Consider the following 19,341-nt stretch of genomic DNA (forward strand, 5'->3'; position numbering starts at 1 on the left):
ATAATGAATCGCTTATTATTTTTTCCTGAACCATACCCAGATGAGGATTTTAGAAGTTTGATTTATCGATATCATCTTAGATCGTCAAACAATAATCTTTATGAAACAAACAGGGAGTTATTTGATAAAAAATCCCGAAAGTATTTATTATTCCCTACCAGAATGGAAAGGCTCTATGAAAGATTGCCTTACGGAAATTCATTTGCTTTAGATGAATTAATATTAAAACATACATGGTCTGGATTAATTCTCGCTTTTAAGGAAAAAGAAAGGGGAGAGGAATTTTTAAACGTAATTAAGAAGGGGACACAGAATCCACTATGGATTAATAGCAACTTTTCATCAGATTTTTTTTCTAAAACTATTAAGTACTGTACACAATGTATAAAAGAGGATTTTGAAGAGTATGGTGAGTGTTATGTACATAGAAAACATCAATTTAGTTTCATAAATTTTTGTTATAAACATTTTGTTAAACTTACAGATAGGTGTTCAACTTGTGACAAAATTTTAGCTGGGAATGACTCCCGTGGACTAATAAGTGTACCGTTTTGTGTAAATAATCATGCGCTAACAAATGAATTTGAAAAGAAGCTATCAATAGATAAGGAGAATAAAATAAAAATTGAGTTATTTAATCTCATTTGTGCTTTAAGCGAAAACCATAGCAAATTAAATTCAACAGTTATTTATCATAAGATTCTAATGGGTTTGTGGAAAAACAACTTTATTCATTACAAAGGAAGAATATTAAAGAAAGAATTAATTTCGGCTTTAATTTCTAATTATGGTGTTGATACTTTACAAGCAATAACTATAAACATCAATTACATATCCCATAGATCATTTTTAGCTAGAAGTTTCGTAGAAGATATGAATCAAAATATTTTATTCTATATTTTGGTGATTCACTTTCTATTTAAATCATTTGATACTTTTATGAGTGTAGAAATAGAAATAGCTAATCAAATTCCTTTTGGAAATGGACCATGGAAATGTTTGAACAAAATTTGCAAAGGATATAATCAAAAAATAATTAGCAAAGTTGAACGCATTCCTAAAGAATCAGGTGGTATGGTCATTTCTGGGGAGTTCACATGTCCAATTTGTGGGCAAGTTTATGCGAAAAGGTGGAAAAGGGGTAAGATTTCCGCAGAAAAAGTTATGATAAAAACAATGGGTCAAAAATGGAATGATAGAGTTTTGGATTTATACCTTATGGGATACTCAGCTAATCAAATAGCAATAGAACTCAAATGTTCCGAATCTGCAGTCAGAAACAACCTATATAAAGTAATTGGTTTTTCCCGGACTATTAGGAAAAATGAAAAAGAAGTTTTAAATCAAATTATTAGCTCCCAACAAGAAACAGCAAGTACAAATGATTTGGAAGAGTTAAAGGAAAATTATCGTAACCATATTTTGTGTATTATTAAAAAAGCCTCGACACTAAGTAGAACAGATATATATATAAAAGCAAATTATAAAAAATACCAATGGTTAAAATTGAACGATGGAGAATGGCTTGAATCAAACTTACCGGCAAAACGAAAGAATAAAAAAGATCGTCTAGATTTTACTTCTTTTGATAAAGAATTAGCTAGGAAAATCAAAAAAGTTAGCAAAGAACTTTATAGAAAGCATCCTTATCAAATAAAAAAAACAACAATACTAAAAAAACTAACCTCTGTTGAAAGAAGCAGACTTAATGGAAAACTTTCAGACAGACTTCCTCTAAGCTCTTTGGTTCTTAAAAAAAGTATAGAACCCTTAAATTGTTATTTAATTAGAAGGCTACCTATTGTAGTAGAAAGTTTGTTAAACAAGGGATATAAAAACATCAGTCTTGATAATCTAAAAGGTAAATTTTATATATATAGAAAGTGTGATTCCAAAACAGAAGCTATTATCAAAAATATGCTAAACCAAATGGGGTTTATTGAATAAAAAAAGTTAGAAGGTTGAAAATAGGGAAGATTATATCAAAGGAGAACTGTAGATGATATTTTTCCCTTTTCTTTATGATGACGAACTATTATATAGTATTATAGCCAGATACCACGATATTTCAGGAAATGAAAATCCAAAGATCACTATGGAGGAATTATTTGATTCAAGCCATGTTTGTGCATCTACCATATTGCCTGCACATTTAAATGCGCTTTCACAAAAATTAGCGGTCTTGAAAACATTCACCCCTGATTATTTCATTGCAAACCACACGCTTTTACCTTTGTATGCACCATTTATTCCCGCGTATAGATTTCAACAATTAAGAACGATGATGTTTCATAGTAACGGTATGTCCATTTATATGAAATTAGGGAAACCATCTAGTACTATAAAGAATCCGACAACTTTAAGGTTTTGTAGAGAATGTGTTACCGAGGAACAAGTTAGGAATGGAGAAGCATTTTGGCATAGATCTCATCAAATAGAAGAAGTTATGCTTTGCCCTATTCATCATACTTGGTTAGTTGAATCAAACATTCCTTATTCGGAAAGAAGAAATAAGCATGAATTAATTACCCTAGAGCAATATCTGATGAATGAAAAGTTTGAGACATATATAATTTCTGACCAGAAAAGGGAGCAAATTGTTCATGTATATTTAAAATTCATTGCCCAACAAATACGTGATTTACTTAGTAATAATTTCCCTCCTATTGGCTTGGGAAATTTAAAAACCTTTTATGTAAAAAAGTTGCAGCAAAAGGGGTTAGCTACTGTTTCAGGAAGAATTAGATGGCGTGAATTAATCCCATCCTTTAATCAATATTATGGGGGTGAATTATTAAATGAGATCAATTGTTATGTTAATCTCGAAATGAGAGATACATGGCTACATAAGCTACTAAGAAAACCTAGGGTTAGTTGTCATCCAATAAGACATATTTTGTTGCTAGGATATTTAGGAGAAACAGTTTCATCAATGGTTGGTCAGTATCAAAAAGTTAGCTATGAGCACTTTGGAAAAGGTCCTTGGCCTTGTTTAAATAAAGTGGCTGAGCATTATCAGAAATCAGAAGTAACCTCATGTACAATTACAAAGGATTATAAAACTGGATTACCAGTAGGAACTTTTTCATGTTCATGTGGTTTTGTCTATTCTAGAAGAGGGCCTGATAAATCTACTGTTGACAAATTTAGGATTGGACGTATAAAAGTATTTGGTTTGGTATGGGAACAGAAATTAATAGAGCTTAGTAAAACTGCATTATCCTTGAGGAAAAAAGCTAAAATTTTGGGTGTTGACCCTATGACTGTAAAGAGAAATCTAGAAAAGCATAGGAACTGTGAGGAAGTAGTTGATTTTCAGGAATCTTTCAAAAGGAAAGATTACAGAGCTAAATGGTTAAAAATGCTTCAAGAGCAGCCTAATAAATCTATCACAGAAATGAGAAAGGTTAATCCCCAATTATTTACATGGCTTTATAGAAATGATCAAGAGTGGTTAAAGTATAACTATCCGATTACTAAAAAAGATAGAATAAATCCAATTAACAGGGTAGATTGGGTTGCACGTGATCAAAAAACGGCTGCTGAGGTTAAAAGAATTGCAAATGAAATTCTTGCAGAAACAAATAAATTAATTAGAGTTTCAAAAAATGAGATTGGACGTAGAATAGGGAACCTTTCCTCCCTATATAATTATCTAGAGAAAATGCCTGAGACTGAGAAAGCCCTAAAAGAAGTTGTTGAATCAACAGAACAATTTCAAATAAGAAGGATTAAATTTGTAGCAAGATGTTTAAGGAAAACTAAATCTTCTATTAAAGAATGGGAGCTTGTTCGAGCGACAGGACTTAAAAAGAAATTTGCAAATACGCTTGAGAAGATAATTGAACAAGAAGCATCAGTCAGCGATTGACAACTATAGATAACCCAGGTAATAAGGTTTTTATAGTTTTTATCTATCTGGGTCTCCTCTATTTATTAAATTTTCTAGCGCCCACAAGAAGTATCGTTTGTACTAACTAACTGTTTTGGAAGAAAAAACACCAAAATTAACTGCTTATAAATAAATTGTTCCCCCTGTTTACCCTAAGGGTTTTATTCTCAAAAAAGTTGTCTTATCGCCATTTTCAAAATGTTGAAGGAGATTAAGCATGATGAAAAAGGACTTTAAAATTGGTGAGACTGTTGATAAAATACCAGCAAAAATCCCTACAAAAAATGGTGAAGAAAAAGGTGTAATTGTCTACAAAAGAAAAGCGATTTATAAAGAAGACCCCTACTCTTCAACAAAGAATACCAATTGATTTATGTGGAGGTTTGATTTTCAATGGTTTATAACAAGACGTTTAAGGAAAAAGATGTAATTTTCGTTGGTATCAAAAATAATAAAATTGTACACTTTGTAAAGGACATTTTTAAAAAACGTCATGCGATATGGATAAGATGATTTCTGTATTTAGCTGGGTCATCTTCTTTAAGTTCCATTGATACCTTAAATAGTTATAGTACACAATATTATTTCTAATTTTTTTTAAAAAGTTCTTCAGTGTTTAATACATGCTTCAACTCTAAAATAACCAAAGAAATACTCTTGTGGAGTTGTTATCCCAACAGTTACCTCTTCTTGACATTGAATGCCATAGGCCTAGTTTTTCACATGCCCCTAAAAAAAGGGCCTAGTATTGTGTCTAAAGACCTGAACGTGATACTTCCGAAATCTTACATATAAAACTTACCTTACTTCGTACTAATCAATCACTGAACGAATTAAATGAAACTTCTGTTCAGCAGAGACTTTGACTCGTTCTTCGTCCCCTTTTTATCATGTCTAACTTTTTTAGTAACTTATTCTTAGTCCTTAAACAGGAGTATTGGGTCTTAGAGAAACCCGTACGAATAGTTCAGGGTGACCCTTTAAAAAAAGCTTTCTTTAGAAGAAAAGATTGCTAGAAGCACAAATTCAAATTTTAAACTCGTCTGAGTACGTAATATCCTTTGAACTAACAATCATAAAAAGAAAAATATAGAAAGAATTTAAGTGTTTGAAGGATTATGGAAAAAATAACTTTACTTGATTACAGTTCATTCTGGAATTCTTATTTTATTTAGGAATTTTCTTGTTACATCGTTAATAACAAGTTATTTCTGACATATAGACGGCCACTGATTGAGTAATGTAAGAACAATGGACCAAAAGGAAAAGGCTGGGAATGAGAAGGTATATTAAATTTTTTCAATTTACATTCAATGGTTATTTTTATAAAATATTCCTTAACTACTAAATTTCAGGGAGTATTATTATGAAAAGAATCTTAGATGCGAAAAATGTAAACGGAACCACTAGGTTTTATTTTGATACCAATATTGGCATTAAAACATTTATTAAGTTGCTTGGAGAATTTAAAGATGAGTCGAATCATATTACAATGTCGAAAAATTCAATTTCAGCAAAATTGATTTTAAGAAAAAAAGCAATTGAACTTAACAGAAATTATATTTCATTCTTTCCTAAGATTGAAAACAGTCAAGAAGTTGAAGAAGTTAGAGAAAGAATTTATAAACATGTAGCGAAAAAGGCAGATGTTTATAAAAGATCAGCGAGTGAGAATGAAGAACTTTCCATAACTTCATTAATTAAGGGCGATTTAAGGGCTTGTGCAAGTTTGCTTTATTATTGTCTACATAAGTCTATAAGTAGTCTTATGTATTCATTTTTTAATGAAACAATGCGATTAGATGACGAAAAAATTGAGATTACTGAAGTAGAGCACTTTACAAGCTCGTCATATTATTCGTACTTTACAAAAGGACTGCCTATAGAGGAAATAAACAAGAATAATTATCTACAGGTAATCAAAAAAAGAGTAAAGCCGTTCAAGCTCCTCAGATATATTATTAAAGAGGATCAGCTTAACAAAGTTAAGCTAATTATTAATCCATATTTAGATTTCCTTAGTAAAAAGTTATTTGACTTGGAAATTAATGATCCTAAACTAGCTGAGCATTTAGATTGTAAGATAAGTGAGTTCATTAGCTCAAAAGAAAAAAAACAGCCTGAAGAGGAAGTTGAAGCAGCAATTGCTTCAGCACTTTATAAGTACATAGAGAACGGACAAGATTATACCCATGCACTTTTATTATTTGATATTTTATCTCTCCGCCTATATTGGTTAAGACAAACAGCAGATTATGCCTATGATTTTGAAGTGAAAACGTCTTATAGAGAGATGAGCCTCATCCTTTCAGCGGTACAAGGTTTAATAAAACTTGATTTAGAGGATGACGAACGTAGCACAGAAAACAAGGAATTGATTAAAAATGGCGAATCAACAAGTGAAAATGGGGAGTTTAAAAATAATTTAAAAATTAATAATGTTATAGAGAATATTTCATTTGAGCCAAAAGAAGTGCAATTTTTCAACGTAGCAATTAAGTTTCCTGAAGAGATAAAAGTTGATAAGGATAATATACTAGCATTTTTGACATCCATACATATAGATAGCACCTTCGATAAAGATGTAATTTTAGAAATACTTAATTTAAACGAGAGCATTAGAAATGAAGGAAAGTATTTTATTTATGAAAATAAAAATCCTATTTCAAATCCATTATATGTGTACATTAATGATGATGGAAGATGGACCGTTTGGTACCAAAAAACAGAAACAAATAAAAATTTTTTAACAGCTTCCGATTTAACCCAAAGTTTTCAAGATTTAATTGCAACAATTAAGGACAACCTTTATGAATTTTTCGATGATAATTATCAAATTAATCTGGTAGCAGCTTACCCTGTATTCATGAATAGAATTAAGAAACTTAATGCTACGTCAATTTTAGAAGTTAAGAATGCTATAGACAACAAAATTAAAATTCTTCAAACAGAGGTAACTAGAGGTATAGTTAAGCAATTAAACTTAAATATGGTGAGTGCAAATTCTTTTAGAATTCACAATTTAGATGTTAAAGTTAAACTCATTTTTAACTTAAATAATAGAGATTCTTCAATCCCTTGGAAGTCCTTAGTCCTTAATAAAATAAATAAAACTAAAGATCCGAATGCTTATTTGTCTATAATTGTGGATGATAATAACATTGAAGACAATGTAAATGACTTATTATTTGTTTCTCAATCTATTCGATCACAATTGGGGTTTGATAATATAATCGAAGGCAATGATATAGTTCATATTACCTCAGAGCAATTGGATGAATTTATTTATGACGAAAATAAAGATTCTTCGATCTTTGAAGGCTTAGCTAGTATTATTAACGAAGTAGTTTATGAACGTATTGGTCGGGGGCAAATAGGCGAAACTGAAAAGCTATTGTTAGAAAAAAGCCATGAAATTTGGGAAGATTATTCTTATCCAATTGCTACATTAGGAACATGGCATTTTAGGTATCAAGATATGGATAAAAGCATTTGTTTAGAAAAAGGTAAAGAATATTATACAAGAGCAATAGAATTAGAAAAAAATAAGGGTAATCTGGAAGATGCTTTAAATATTCAACAAAAGTTTCATTTCGAATTAGCTAAATTTTTTATGGAGAGAGATGTTAACTTAGTCCTTGCTGAAGAAAATATTAGCCAGGGACTTGAGATAGGTGAAGAGCAGGTATTTTACGATGATTTGTTAAAACTAAAAGAAATATTAGTCGTAGCTCAAACTTCATTAGCACAAACTGCTGGGAGTATAGAAAAAAATAATGACTTTCATGACTTAAATGAAGATAAATAAAGAATGATAATAATTAAAGTACTACTACTTTGAAGGTGAGCAGTGTTAAAAATGGATTTAAAGAAATTCTTGATTTTGGAACTGTAAATTACTGATTTCGGTTCTCAATTAGAAAAGCTTAAAAGCAAAAATAAACTTCTATAACTCCGAAAAAAGGCAATACCAAAGAAGCCCTTCTCCTTCGTTTGAAAAAATGGAGAGAGCTAAAGTTCATTGATCTATGGAATGGATTAAATAAATATGAGCCAGTATATTTTCATTCTCTGAGGTGTACCTTTGACCACCTTTGCGATTCATGGATGGCTAACGGACAAAAACACCGATACCAGACGAAAGGCTTAAACAAGCTACTTTAGGCACTTTTGATTTGGTCTTGGTGTTTGTTTGGTGTTTAAAGATAGAATACAAAGTTACAAAATAAGATACTGAGCAAGACAATAATTGCTTAAATGGTATATTGTGATATCAATCTATTATATATAATTGTATCTTTATATATCACCTTACATTAATGTAAGGTTTTCTCTATTATCCGTTTGATGATGTGCTATAATATAATTGCCTTTATTTTACATAGCTATGGGAGGACTTTGTATGGTTATAAGCTATGATAAATTGTGGAAACTCTTGATTGACAAGAAGATGAATAAAACGGAGTTGAAGGAACAGGCTGGGATTACTTACAACATATTAGCTCGCCTTGGAAAATGCCAACCTGTAAATCTAGAAAGCTTATATAAAATTTGCAAGTGTCTCGAATGCAACATTGGAGACATTATGGAATTTGAAATGGAATAAGTGATTTTAGCAAGAAATGGGCGAAAGGGCTGAGCTAATGGGAAAGAGAAATTTGTCTGAAGAAGATATCAAAGCTAGATATATTACACCGGCAATCACTGATGCAGGGTGGGATATAAAGAAGCAAGTTCGACTTGAATACGCCTTTACGGCTGGTAGAATCATACTTCGTGGAAATGTAACTGCCAGAGGAAAAAAGAAAAGAGCGGACTATGTACTTTTTTACAAAAATAACTTTCCTTTAGCAGTCATAGAAGCCAAGGATAATAATCATCCGATAGGAGCAGGTTTGCAGCAAGCGATTGACTATGCGAAAGCACTGGATATATATTATGTCTATTCTTCAAATGGTGATGGTTTTGTTGAACAAAACTTAATCACAGGTGAGGTAAGAGAACTTAGGCTGGAGGAATTTCCTTCGCCAGAGAATTTATATCAAAAATACTTAATCGAAAAAAATATCAATAGGGCTGAAGAGAAGGTGCTTCTTGAGCCTTATTACTATGTGCCTAATTATAAGACGCCTAGATATTATCAAAGAATTGCAATCAATCGAACGGTAGACGCCGTTGCAAAGGGACAAGATCGTGTGCTACTTGTCAGTGCCACAGGTACCGGAAAGACCTTTATGACCTTCCAGATTATTTATCGATTATGGAAGTCCGGTTTAAAGAAAAAGATCCTTTTCTTAGCAGACCGAAATGTACTTGTTGACCAAACCATTACAGGGGATTTCAAACCTTTTGGTGGAAAGATGACGAAGGTAAAGAATAAAAATCTCGATAGTTCTTATGAGATTTACTTAGCTCTTTATCAGCAGCTTTCCGGTGACGATGGAGAAGAGACGTTCCGTCAGTTCCAGCCGAACTTTTTTGATTTAATTGTGATTGATGAGTGCCATAGAGGGAGTGCAAAAGAGGAATCAGCGTGGAGAAAGGTTCTGGATTATTTTTCCTCCTCTGCTCACATTGGCTGTACAGCAACACCGATAGAAACAAAAGAAGCATCTAGCCTCTCTTATTTTGGTGAGCCAATTTATGAATATTCTCTCAAACAAGGAATTAATGATGGTTTCTTGGCTCCTTATAAAGTTATCCGAATTGGTCTAGATAAAGATCTAGAAGGTTATCGACCGGAGGCTGGAAAGGTTGATAAATATGGCTATGAAATTGAGGATCGGGAGTACAATGTAAAAGATTTTGACCGTTCTCTTGTGATTGATGATCGCACACGAGTTATAGCATCTAAAATCACAGAGTTCTTAAAGAAAACCGATCGTTTTAGTAAAACCATCGTATTCTGTGTGGACATTGAACACGCCGAACGTATGAGGCAAGCCCTTATCAATGAGAATAAAGACTTGTATGCAGAAAACGATAAATACATCATGCGTATCACTGGGGATAATGATGAAGGAAAAGCACAACTAGAATACTTTATTGATGAAGATAGTAATTACCCGGTTATTGCTGTAACTAGTAAGCTCATGTCTACCGGTGTGGATGCGAAAATGTGTAAGTTGATTGTTTTAGAAAATAACATCAACAGCATGACCGAATTTAAGCAGATTATCGGTCGTGGGACAAGACTTCTTGAAGAATACGGCAAGACCTACTTTACAATTATGGACTTTCGTAATTCCAGCCGACTCTTTGCTGACCCTGCATTTGATGGTAGACCGGAAGTGGTGATTGACCTTGATGGGAATGATCCAGTGGATGAGCCTGAAGCAGAAGAAGGCAATGAAGGATATGGTCAAAGTGATGGCAATGATGATGTCAATGAAACCGGTGGTAATTACCGCACAGGGGGAACGGATGCCTTTGATGATGACGGTGAAGATAAGCCTCGGAAATATTATATAGGTGATGTTACCGTTAGAGTTCTTTCAGAGAGAGTCCAATATGTTGATAAGGATGGAAAGCTCATCACCGAAAGTCTGATTGACTATACAAAGAAAAATATCCTGCAGCAATATGCGAGGCTGGATGATTTCTTGAGAACATGGACAGAAGCGGAGAGAAAGCAAGCCATCATTGATGAATTGCAAGATGGTGGTGTACTGCTAGATGCGGTTAGAGAAGAACTGGGTAAAACGGAGCTAGATGATTTTGATCTAATCTGTCACTTGGCTTATGATAAACCACCGCTGACAAAAAAAGAGCGAGCAGAGAATGTGAAGAAACGTCACTATCTGTACAAGTATTCCGATATTGCCCAGCAGGTTATTGAAGCACTACTTGATAAGTATGCCAATGATGGCATTAAAGAGATTGAAGATACAAAGGTTCTTCAACTAAAGGAATTTGCCAAGATTGGTAGTCCAATGAAAATAGTCAAAGCCTTTGGTGGAAAGGAAGCCTATCAAAAGGCAGTACAGGAACTAGAAAATGAGATTTATTACGCATAAGTAAACAAACAAGACAAGGCAGGTATAGGTTATGGCGATTGGTAATTTTGTAAAGAGAATTCAAGATATCATGCGAAACGACTCAGGCATTAATGGAGATGCCCAAAGAATCGAGCAAATCGTGTGGATTCTTTTCTTAAAAATATATGACGCAAAGGAAGAAGCATGGGAACTTTATGATGACAACTACAAGTCCATCATTCCAGAAGGATTAAAGTGGAGAGATTGGGCAGTTGATAGAAAAGACGGTGAGGCACTTACAGGAGATGCCTTACTTTATTTTGTAAATAACAAACTGTTTCCTACGCTTAAGAATCTAGAAATTGATGAAGAAACACCGATGAGTCAAATCATCGTAAAATCCGCTTTTGAAGATGCCAACAACTATCAAAAAGATGGAATACTGCTTCGTCAAGTTATTAATATCATTGGCGAGATTGACTTCACAGAATATAAAGAGCGCCATGAATTCGGTACCATCTATGAATCGTTCCTTAAGGATTTACAGAGTGCAGGTAATGCGGGGGAGTTCTATACGCCAAGAGCTGTCACAGACTTTATGGTAGAAGTGGTAAAACCGGTATTAGGAGAAAAAATCGGAGACTTTGCCTGTGGTACCGGGGGCTTCTTGACATCAGCCCTAAATGCACTGGATAAACAAGTTGGTAACTCTCTTGAAAATAGAGAAATCTATAACAAGTCTGTGTATGGTATTGAAAAGAAGGCATTGCCGCATATGCTGTGTGTGACCAATATGCTGATTCATGATATTGATGATCCCAACATCCTTCATGGGAATGCATTAGAAACAGACTATAAAGAACTTCGAAAAATGGAACCTTTTGATGTAGTTTTAATGAATCCACCTTATGGCGGTAGTGAGAAAGATAGCGTTAAGGTCAACTTCCCGATGGAGCTAAGAAGTTCAGAAACAGCTGATCTCTTTATGAATTTGATCATGTATCGATTGAAGAAAAATGGTCGAGCAGCGGTTATCATACCAGACGGATTCTTATTTGGTACAGATAATGCCAAATTCAATATCAAGAAGAAATTATTCAGTGAATTTAAACTTCACACTGTTATAAGGATGCCACATAGTGTTTTTGCACCTTATACATCCATTCGGACAAATATCTTGTTCTTTGACAACACTCATCCAACAGAGGAAACATGGTTCTATCGAGTAGATATGCCGGAAGGATATAAAAACTTCTCGAAGACCAGACCGATGAAACTGGAGCATTTTAATAAAGCAATAGCATGGTGGGAAAACCGAGAAGAAATCGAAGTGGATGGTTATCCAAAAGCGAAGAAATATACAATCGATGAAATTGTAAATCGAAGCTACAACATCGACCTTTGTGGCTTCCCTCATGAGGAAGAAGTAATACTTGAACCAATGGACTTGATTCAAGAATATCAAGAAAAGCGTGCTTCATTAAATGCTGAAATCGATAATGTGTTAGACCAGATTACTTCTATGCTTGGAGGTAATTAAGATGGATGCACAAGACTTAAAAAATAGTATCCTTCAACTTGCGATCCAAGGGAAGTTGGTAGAACAGAGAGAAGAAGACGGGTCATCAAAGGAACTGCTAGAGCAGATAAAGTCAGAAAAAAAACAGCTGATAACAGAAGGTAAGATAAAGAAACAAAAGGAATTACCAAAGATTAATGAAGATGAGATACTATTCGATATTCCTGAGAGCTGGGAATGGGTTAGGTTGGCAGATTTAGCTTTATTTATTAAAGCTGGAGGAGACAAACCTAAAGACTTTCTGAAAGAAAAAACAGAAACTCATACGGTACCAGTAATAGCTAACGGCATTCAGAATAAGGGGATAATAGGTTATACAAAAGAGGCTATGGTTGAAGAACCTTGTATCACTGTTTCAGGGAGAGGTACAATAGGATTTTCTTGTATCAGGACAGAACCTTTTACCCCTGTTGTAAGGTTGCTTGTGCTAAACATTTCTTGTCATGTTGACCAAAAGTATATCCAACAGGTTCTTACTGCTTTACTTGAAAGAGGGGTTGGAACAAGTATTAAGCAGTTGACAGTCCCTATGTTGGAACCTAAATTAATACCCCTCCCCCCACTAGGAGAACAAAAGCGTATTGTAGCAAAGATTGAAGAGTTAATGCCCTATGTAGAGAAATACGATGAAGCTTATACCGAGGTGGAGGAACTGAATAAGAAATTCCCAGAGGATATGCAAAAATCTATTTTGCAATATGCGATCCAAGGCAAGCTGGTGAAACAGCGAGAAGAAGAGGGTACTGCTGAAGAACTTTATAAGCAAATTCAAGAAGAAAAGAAAAAGCTGGTTAAGGAAGGCAAGATTAAAAAGTCAAAGGCGCTTTCAGAAATTGCAGAGGATGATATTCCATTTGATATCCCTGAAAGTTGGAAATGGGTGAGGTTGGGTGATTTATTTAATGTTTCGACTGGAATGACTCCATCAAAATCAAATCCATTATTCCACGAAAATGGTGATATTCCATGGATAACTAGCTCACAAACTGGTGATTTGAAAATAAAAAAGGCGAATAACTTTATAACAAAATATGCAATTGAAAATACCAGCTTGAAACTCTATCCAAAACATACACTGTTAATAGCAATGTATGGACAAGGTAAAACAAGGGGGCAAATTTCGGAATTATTATTAGATGCCACAATTAATCAGGCGTGTGCTGCATTAGAAAATATAATTGATGACGATAATCTCAGAAATTATATACAATATTTCCAAATGTATAACTATGATATTTCACGCACAGGTTCTGAGGGTTCAGCACAACCTAATCTGAACTTGGATAAAATTCGAAGTATTCTTGTACCACTTCCACCACTCGAAGAACAAAAACGGATTGTAGCAAAAATTGAAGAACTTCTTCCGTATATAAAACAACTCGTTAAGTAGAATGATCGTAATACCCTAGCGTAGGTCAAATCTCTCCAACTTTTCAAAATGGTGACCGCGCCCGGGTCGCACGCGAAAAATTGTATAAATCGCCAGGGAGGTATCCCTAAAATAGTCAAAATAAATCCACATAGCCTTGTAAGCTTTTATAATAAAGGGTCTACGGGTTATGTGGCTATTTTTAGTTCGTCTAATAGTTATAGGTTTTTTACTATAAAATTGCCTATTAAAACCCTGATTTAAGGCTGTTTTCAGCCCTTTGAAATTCCATAAATGATGGGAATAGAATAATTATCACTACATTTCAAAAGTTTCCTATTATTTATGAATGATTTGGAATAGAACCAATTTTATTTATCAACATTAGTGTATGCGTAGAATTAGGTAGAAAAATTTGATACCTACATTAATTTCCCAGAACAAGATTGGCGAATGGATACATTTGTTTCAGAAGGACCAATTATTAAAGAGTCTTGGTATAAGCAGAAAAAATATCGAACTAACTAATTTTTGAAGCGTGGGATTCAGTTATACGGTTAGGGACTATTACTTCACTAGAGTTTGATGAAATAGAGAGTTATCGCTATGCGGTTAAGACAATACGTGATGCTATTTATTATGTTCGTGAAGCAGCTTCAAATTGGAAGCGTATTCTTTCATGGACCAACCAATTTTTGAATCAGAGGAGATACATCAAGTATTAAGGCTGTTACCTTCTCCCCAAATTGTACTTCAACAAAACGTAAGGGATTGCTAGGAAGCAATAAAAATTGCACAAAAAGCGATAGATATTGCTATGAAACTAATAGAATCAAAACATAATTTTAAGTAGAATGACCGTTAAGAAAGGTAATATAATGTTAACTCAAGGAGGACAACAATTGTGATTAAAAATAATTTACCAATTCTTAATTGCAATACCGCCTGTATTGTCTCAAATGATGTAGATCTGGAGCTAATATCAATCGTTTCAAGTTATTTAAATTCTAAATCAGTTTATTACCCTATGTTTAGAATGCCCTCAGTTAATTATACGAAGAATGAGTATTCAACTCCAAAAGATGATAACTACATGTCAAATATAATTGCACAAAAAGCAGCAACTAAAATTTTGAATTCAATTTCAAAGATGAATTGCAAAACAATATTTGTTATTGGATTAGATATGGTTCAATTATCCTACTTTCGATTAGAACAATATTATAAACTAGAGATATTTTATATAAACACCTTGGATGATATATCAAAAATAAAAGAAGTTTCAGTAGATAATAATTTTGGGGTTTTTTATTGTAATCCAGCCAATATACCAGAAGGTCTATTTATAGCAAAGAATATGAACCAAATTGTTAAGGTAGATAGGGGGGCAGAAAGATTAAATCAATTATTAGAGATTGGTGGAAAAGGAATAGTAATAGCTGAAAAGAACAATGATTTATCAGATATAATTATAACTAATTATGCTGTCACTATTAATGCAGATATTAAGTTTATTGAACCAATTAGCGAAGAAGATATAGATGATTTTAATAGGAACCTAATTCACTGGAAACGTAATAGATCTTATGGAGGCTATATAAAAGTATCGGATTATATTAATAAAGCCTTAGGAGATATTGATTTCGAGAAGTATCAGTATGCCACCTTTTTTACTGATGGAATACCGTATGGTGTTTTGTTCAATGATTTAACATGTTGTACACATGTTCTGCGCTCGATTAACGAAGATTTATTTATATTTAATAATATTTATTATGAATTTTCGAAAAGGATGTTTGACAGTGCATTATTATTTTCTCCGGAACCCAATGATCTAGGTGCTTCTGTGGTAGAGGAAACCAATATTATTGATTCCATATTGAAGGAAAATAATTTTAATGTAAAATCTATAAGAAATTATCAAGCAACAGTAAAGGCTTTTGATCAAAATGTTAGTTATTATCCTTATGATTTATTACATGTTGTTAGTCACGGTGGAGAAACAAATGGGTACTATGTTGAGCAAGAATTTATTGACCGTAACGGAAAGAAACATATAGTTGAATATGAGGAAGTAGCTGGGTTTGCAAAAGAAGATACAGAGTTTTTTAAAGTTGTAAGTAAGAAAATATTCAAATTTTTAGATGGGGCCAAATGGAAAAGCAAGGAGTTAGATGATAAAAGATATCCGCAGTATGTATATGACGATATGTTAAAGTCTATTACAGCAGATGAAGATAAAATTAATATTACAAGAACGAAAGTAGATTATTTAGTAGAAAAATCATGTCACATTCAGTGTTTTGATAGTATACATCAAGGGCAATTCCACACCGTTGCATCAAATACCACCCCAATAATTTTTAATAATACATGTACTTCATGGAAGGAATTTTCAACTCAGATAATTGCAGCAGGTTGTAGGGGATATATAGGTACTTTATGGAACATTGGAAATGATGAAGCATTTAAAGCAGCTAAATTCTTCTATACTAATGTGTTTAATAAAACAATAGCATCAAATGTAAATAATATGTTAAGAATTATTGAGAATGAGAATTACAAAGATATTTATATATTCTGTGGACTTCATTTTAGTACAATTTCTAGACCTAAAGTAAAAAGTAAAGATAAAGTAATTGATGAGTTGATTGAATCCTTAAAAAGATGGAATTTATATATATCAAAACCAAAAGAAAAAACATTATTAATAAATGCTGTCGGAAATATTAAGTTTATATGCTCACAATTAGCACCATTTTATAATTATAAAGATGTAACAGAATTAATTATTGCATCTATTATAAATAGTAACTTGGTAGAGTCTTTAATCAATAATGAATTGAAAAATAACGATATATTAGTAGGTCATTCTAATTAAATTAAAGGGTGAAGCATATGGATATGTGAAATTTTAAATAAGTAGTTTTGTGAAACTTTAAAAGATTAACTGAGTAATCATACTTTGGGGGTCAAAAGGCAATGCAATTTAGTTCAGTTTCCGAAGCAAACATAGAATTTCAGAAATGTTTTTACAAGCAACTTTTTTTTGATTTATATAATGAATGTAATCAAAATGGCTTAATTGAAAGATTTTATAAGTTTCAAGTAGATTTGTTCGAAACTTACATCGAGAATTTGGAAGTGCAAAAATATTTTAAGGTTTTCACTTTCCACGTTTTAAACAATCAACAAAAAATGCAACTATTAGAATCGGTTTTTTATCATCTAATTGGTACATTAAAAACATTACCCATTAAATATATTAATGAGGACATTGATATATCAGAACATCTTAACCAACATGATATGGAATTAATTCAGAATGGCATTATTGGGCCACGCCCTAGAGCAATTGACTTCTTTTCTCCAGAATTTCTTCTTAACAGTCATAAGGAGTATTGTCAATCAGAGTATTTAGACTTTTTGCTATTTAATATTAGAAACAGATTATTACATGTTACAAAAATTGATTATAGATCATTAATTTTATCCTCATTAAAAGAGTTATTGGAAACTTATCCTATTGAGAATCAAGAAATAAATATATGTCCAAATCGTATTAATCTGAATATTGATTTAAAACAAATCGTTCATCATAGTCAACTCACTGAATTATATTTGAGTTTACTAGAAGAAGGTAATAATACTGAAGATCAATGTTATTTCATTAAAAATTGGGGAATTGAAGCAGGTATTACCTCAATATTTAAAAATGTTACAAGTAAATTAAACATTGAACCAAGTATTAATGTAAACAAAGAGATTTTCACTTATTTTTCAAATTTAAGTGAACGTAACCTTTCATCTTTTATTGATAAATTGATTAATTCAGATCAGATTATCAGAGTATATGTACCAGTTTCTATTCCTAGAGCTGAGAAATGGGAAATCCCCCAGGAATTTCAGTTGAAATTTATTTCTTATCAAGATTTTACTTCTATAGAATCTGGAGTACCTAGCGAAATTGCAACAGAATTGGAAAGAGAAGCAAGTCGTTTTTCTCATATTATGTCATTTCAAAAGACCCATATTAACGCGGATTACCTATATATGTTAAATGAAGTTAATGGAAATTGGAATGATTTTTTAGACTTATTACATTTGCACGAGAAATATCCGATAGCATACAAAGCGTTTTTTAATTTGGCCTTTATTAACAGAACAAACAAGGTAAGGAATTTAGATAGTTGGCGTAAAGTTGGATATTCCGCAAAATATAGACCTCTGCTTGATGATTTTGATTATAAAAAGAAGTTAGAATATTTTAATAAAGTAGATATTCTATTACTTAACAGTAATAGTGAGTTGGCTAAAAAAATTATAGCAAGTTACAACTTGTATCGAGAATCTTTAGAATTAAGTACTATAAATTCAAATTTTGCTTTCGGGAGTATGTGGTTGTGTTTGGAAATGATATCAGGGTGTTTTAAACCCAAGGAAGTAGCAAAACGCTTAGCTTTTATACCCGCTTTATTAACTGATGATATTTACAACAAAGATTATTTTAATAATTTGACGGATGAAGATATTAAAAATCTATATGAAAGGCGCAAATCTATTTTTGAAACAATAATTGAGGAACTTGGGGAACTAAGAAATAAGTTGATTTTCCATAGAACGGATCCACATATGTTTCAATCATGGAGATTAGAAAGACATCATAGGCTACTAGAAATAATAGTTAGACAAGTACAGGTTGTAACAGCAAATTCTATCGTAAATTCACCTGGGATTAAAAAAATTCAGGAATTAAAAGAACTTAAAGAATCACAAATAATTCCTTCAAGGAAATAATCTAGATGAACGAAGATTTCTTATATAGTTAGTTACCAACATTAATGTTAGTGAACACTGTTTGTTCACCGACATTATTGTAAAGTGCCAAATATTAAAGAATATAATAAGAAGGCCCCTGAAGATAAAAAAATGCCATTAATATTCTTGATTCATGATGAATTTGCAGATTGGATGTTAGTAGATGAATATAAAAATACTGTTTCTGCTTCTGTTCAGAAATTAGGCGTTAAAGCAAGGGCTGCAGGTATTCACCTAATATTTGCTGCACAAAGACCGGACAAAGATGCATTACCTGTTCAACTACGAGATAATTTAGGTAACAGGTTAATTCTTAAGGTAGAAAGTACTGGTACTTCAGAAATTGCCTTAGGGGAAAAAGGGGCAGAAAGGTTATTAAATAATGGTCATTTAGCAGCAAGGTTATCAGGGGAATCTAGTTTAATTTTTTCCCAAGTTCCATTTTTATCAAGTGAAGATTCCATTGATGTAGTGAATGCCATTATACAAAAAAATAACAATTAAAGATTTTATTTTTGATTTAAGATGCTATTAAAAAAGAAATTTATTAAGTGAAGGTGGTGATTATTCACCATCTTTATTAGTTTATTTTGTAAAATAATATGTTTATTAATTAAGAGATGGAGTTCAGGAAAATGTATAAGAGAAAAAAAGCCTCAATAGAAAAAGTAATTCTATGGTTAATACTATTATTATTAATTGGTAG

General features: G+C 32.4%; 11 protein-coding genes. All 11 read left to right on the plus strand.

What is annotated here, in order from left to right; translation table 11 throughout:
• Positions 1 to 3 precede the first annotated feature (3 nt).
• The 11 genes from V7127_RS20515 (at position 4) to V7127_RS20565 (ending at position 19,139) form a co-directional block, all read left to right on the plus strand.
• Entirely contained in the window at positions 4 to 1,947 is a 1,944-nt protein-coding gene (locus V7127_RS20515) for a TnsD family Tn7-like transposition protein (protein WP_335489069.1), read from the plus strand.
• 52 nt (positions 1,948 to 1,999) lie between these two features.
• The gene (locus V7127_RS20520; protein ID WP_335489072.1) at positions 2,000 to 3,871 is read left to right on the plus strand and encodes a TnsD family transposase; all 1,872 of its coding nucleotides are present in this window, start codon (positions 2,000 to 2,002) and stop codon (positions 3,869 to 3,871) included.
• A 238-nt stretch (positions 3,872 to 4,109) separates the two neighbouring features.
• Positions 4,110 to 4,262: a hypothetical protein gene (locus tag V7127_RS20525; RefSeq protein WP_335489075.1), complete on the plus strand. Its 153-nt coding sequence runs from the start codon at positions 4,110 to 4,112 to the stop codon at positions 4,260 to 4,262.
• Positions 4,263 to 5,258: 996 nt separating this feature from the next.
• Positions 5,259 to 7,700 (plus strand): hypothetical protein, encoded by a 2,442-nt coding sequence (locus V7127_RS20530; protein WP_335489078.1) that lies wholly within the window; start codon positions 5,259 to 5,261, stop codon positions 7,698 to 7,700.
• A gap of 594 nt (positions 7,701 to 8,294) precedes the next feature.
• Entirely contained in the window at positions 8,295 to 8,498 is a 204-nt protein-coding gene (locus V7127_RS20535) for a helix-turn-helix domain-containing protein (protein WP_335489081.1), read from the plus strand.
• Between the two features lie 37 nt (positions 8,499 to 8,535).
• Complete coding sequence (gene hsdR, locus V7127_RS20540) at positions 8,536 to 10,908, plus strand: EcoAI/FtnUII family type I restriction enzme subunit R (protein WP_335489084.1); 2,373 nt, start codon at positions 8,536 to 8,538, stop codon at positions 10,906 to 10,908.
• Positions 10,909 to 10,939: 31 nt separating this feature from the next.
• The gene (locus V7127_RS20545; RefSeq protein ID WP_335489087.1) at positions 10,940 to 12,409 is read left to right on the plus strand and encodes a class I SAM-dependent DNA methyltransferase; all 1,470 of its coding nucleotides are present in this window, start codon (positions 10,940 to 10,942) and stop codon (positions 12,407 to 12,409) included.
• Position 12,410: 1 nt separating this feature from the next.
• Positions 12,411 to 13,838, plus strand: coding sequence for a restriction endonuclease subunit S (locus tag V7127_RS20550; protein WP_335489089.1), 1,428 nt, complete (start codon positions 12,411 to 12,413; stop codon positions 13,836 to 13,838).
• Between the two features lie 883 nt (positions 13,839 to 14,721).
• Positions 14,722 to 16,698, plus strand: a complete 1,977-nt coding sequence (locus V7127_RS20555) for a hypothetical protein (protein ID WP_335489092.1) — start codon at positions 14,722 to 14,724, stop codon at positions 16,696 to 16,698.
• Between the two features lie 101 nt (positions 16,699 to 16,799).
• Entirely contained in the window at positions 16,800 to 18,614 is a 1,815-nt protein-coding gene (locus tag V7127_RS20560) for a hypothetical protein (RefSeq protein WP_335489096.1), read from the plus strand.
• An 84-nt stretch (positions 18,615 to 18,698) separates the two neighbouring features.
• Positions 18,699 to 19,139, plus strand: a complete 441-nt coding sequence (locus V7127_RS20565) for an FtsK/SpoIIIE domain-containing protein (protein ID WP_335489099.1) — start codon at positions 18,699 to 18,701, stop codon at positions 19,137 to 19,139.
• Positions 19,140 to 19,341: the final 202 nt, after the last annotated feature.

The sequence above is a fragment of the Bacillus sp. JJ1773 genome, assembly GCF_036962035.1.
Lineage (GTDB): Bacteria > Bacillota > Bacilli > Bacillales > Cytobacillaceae > Cytobacillus.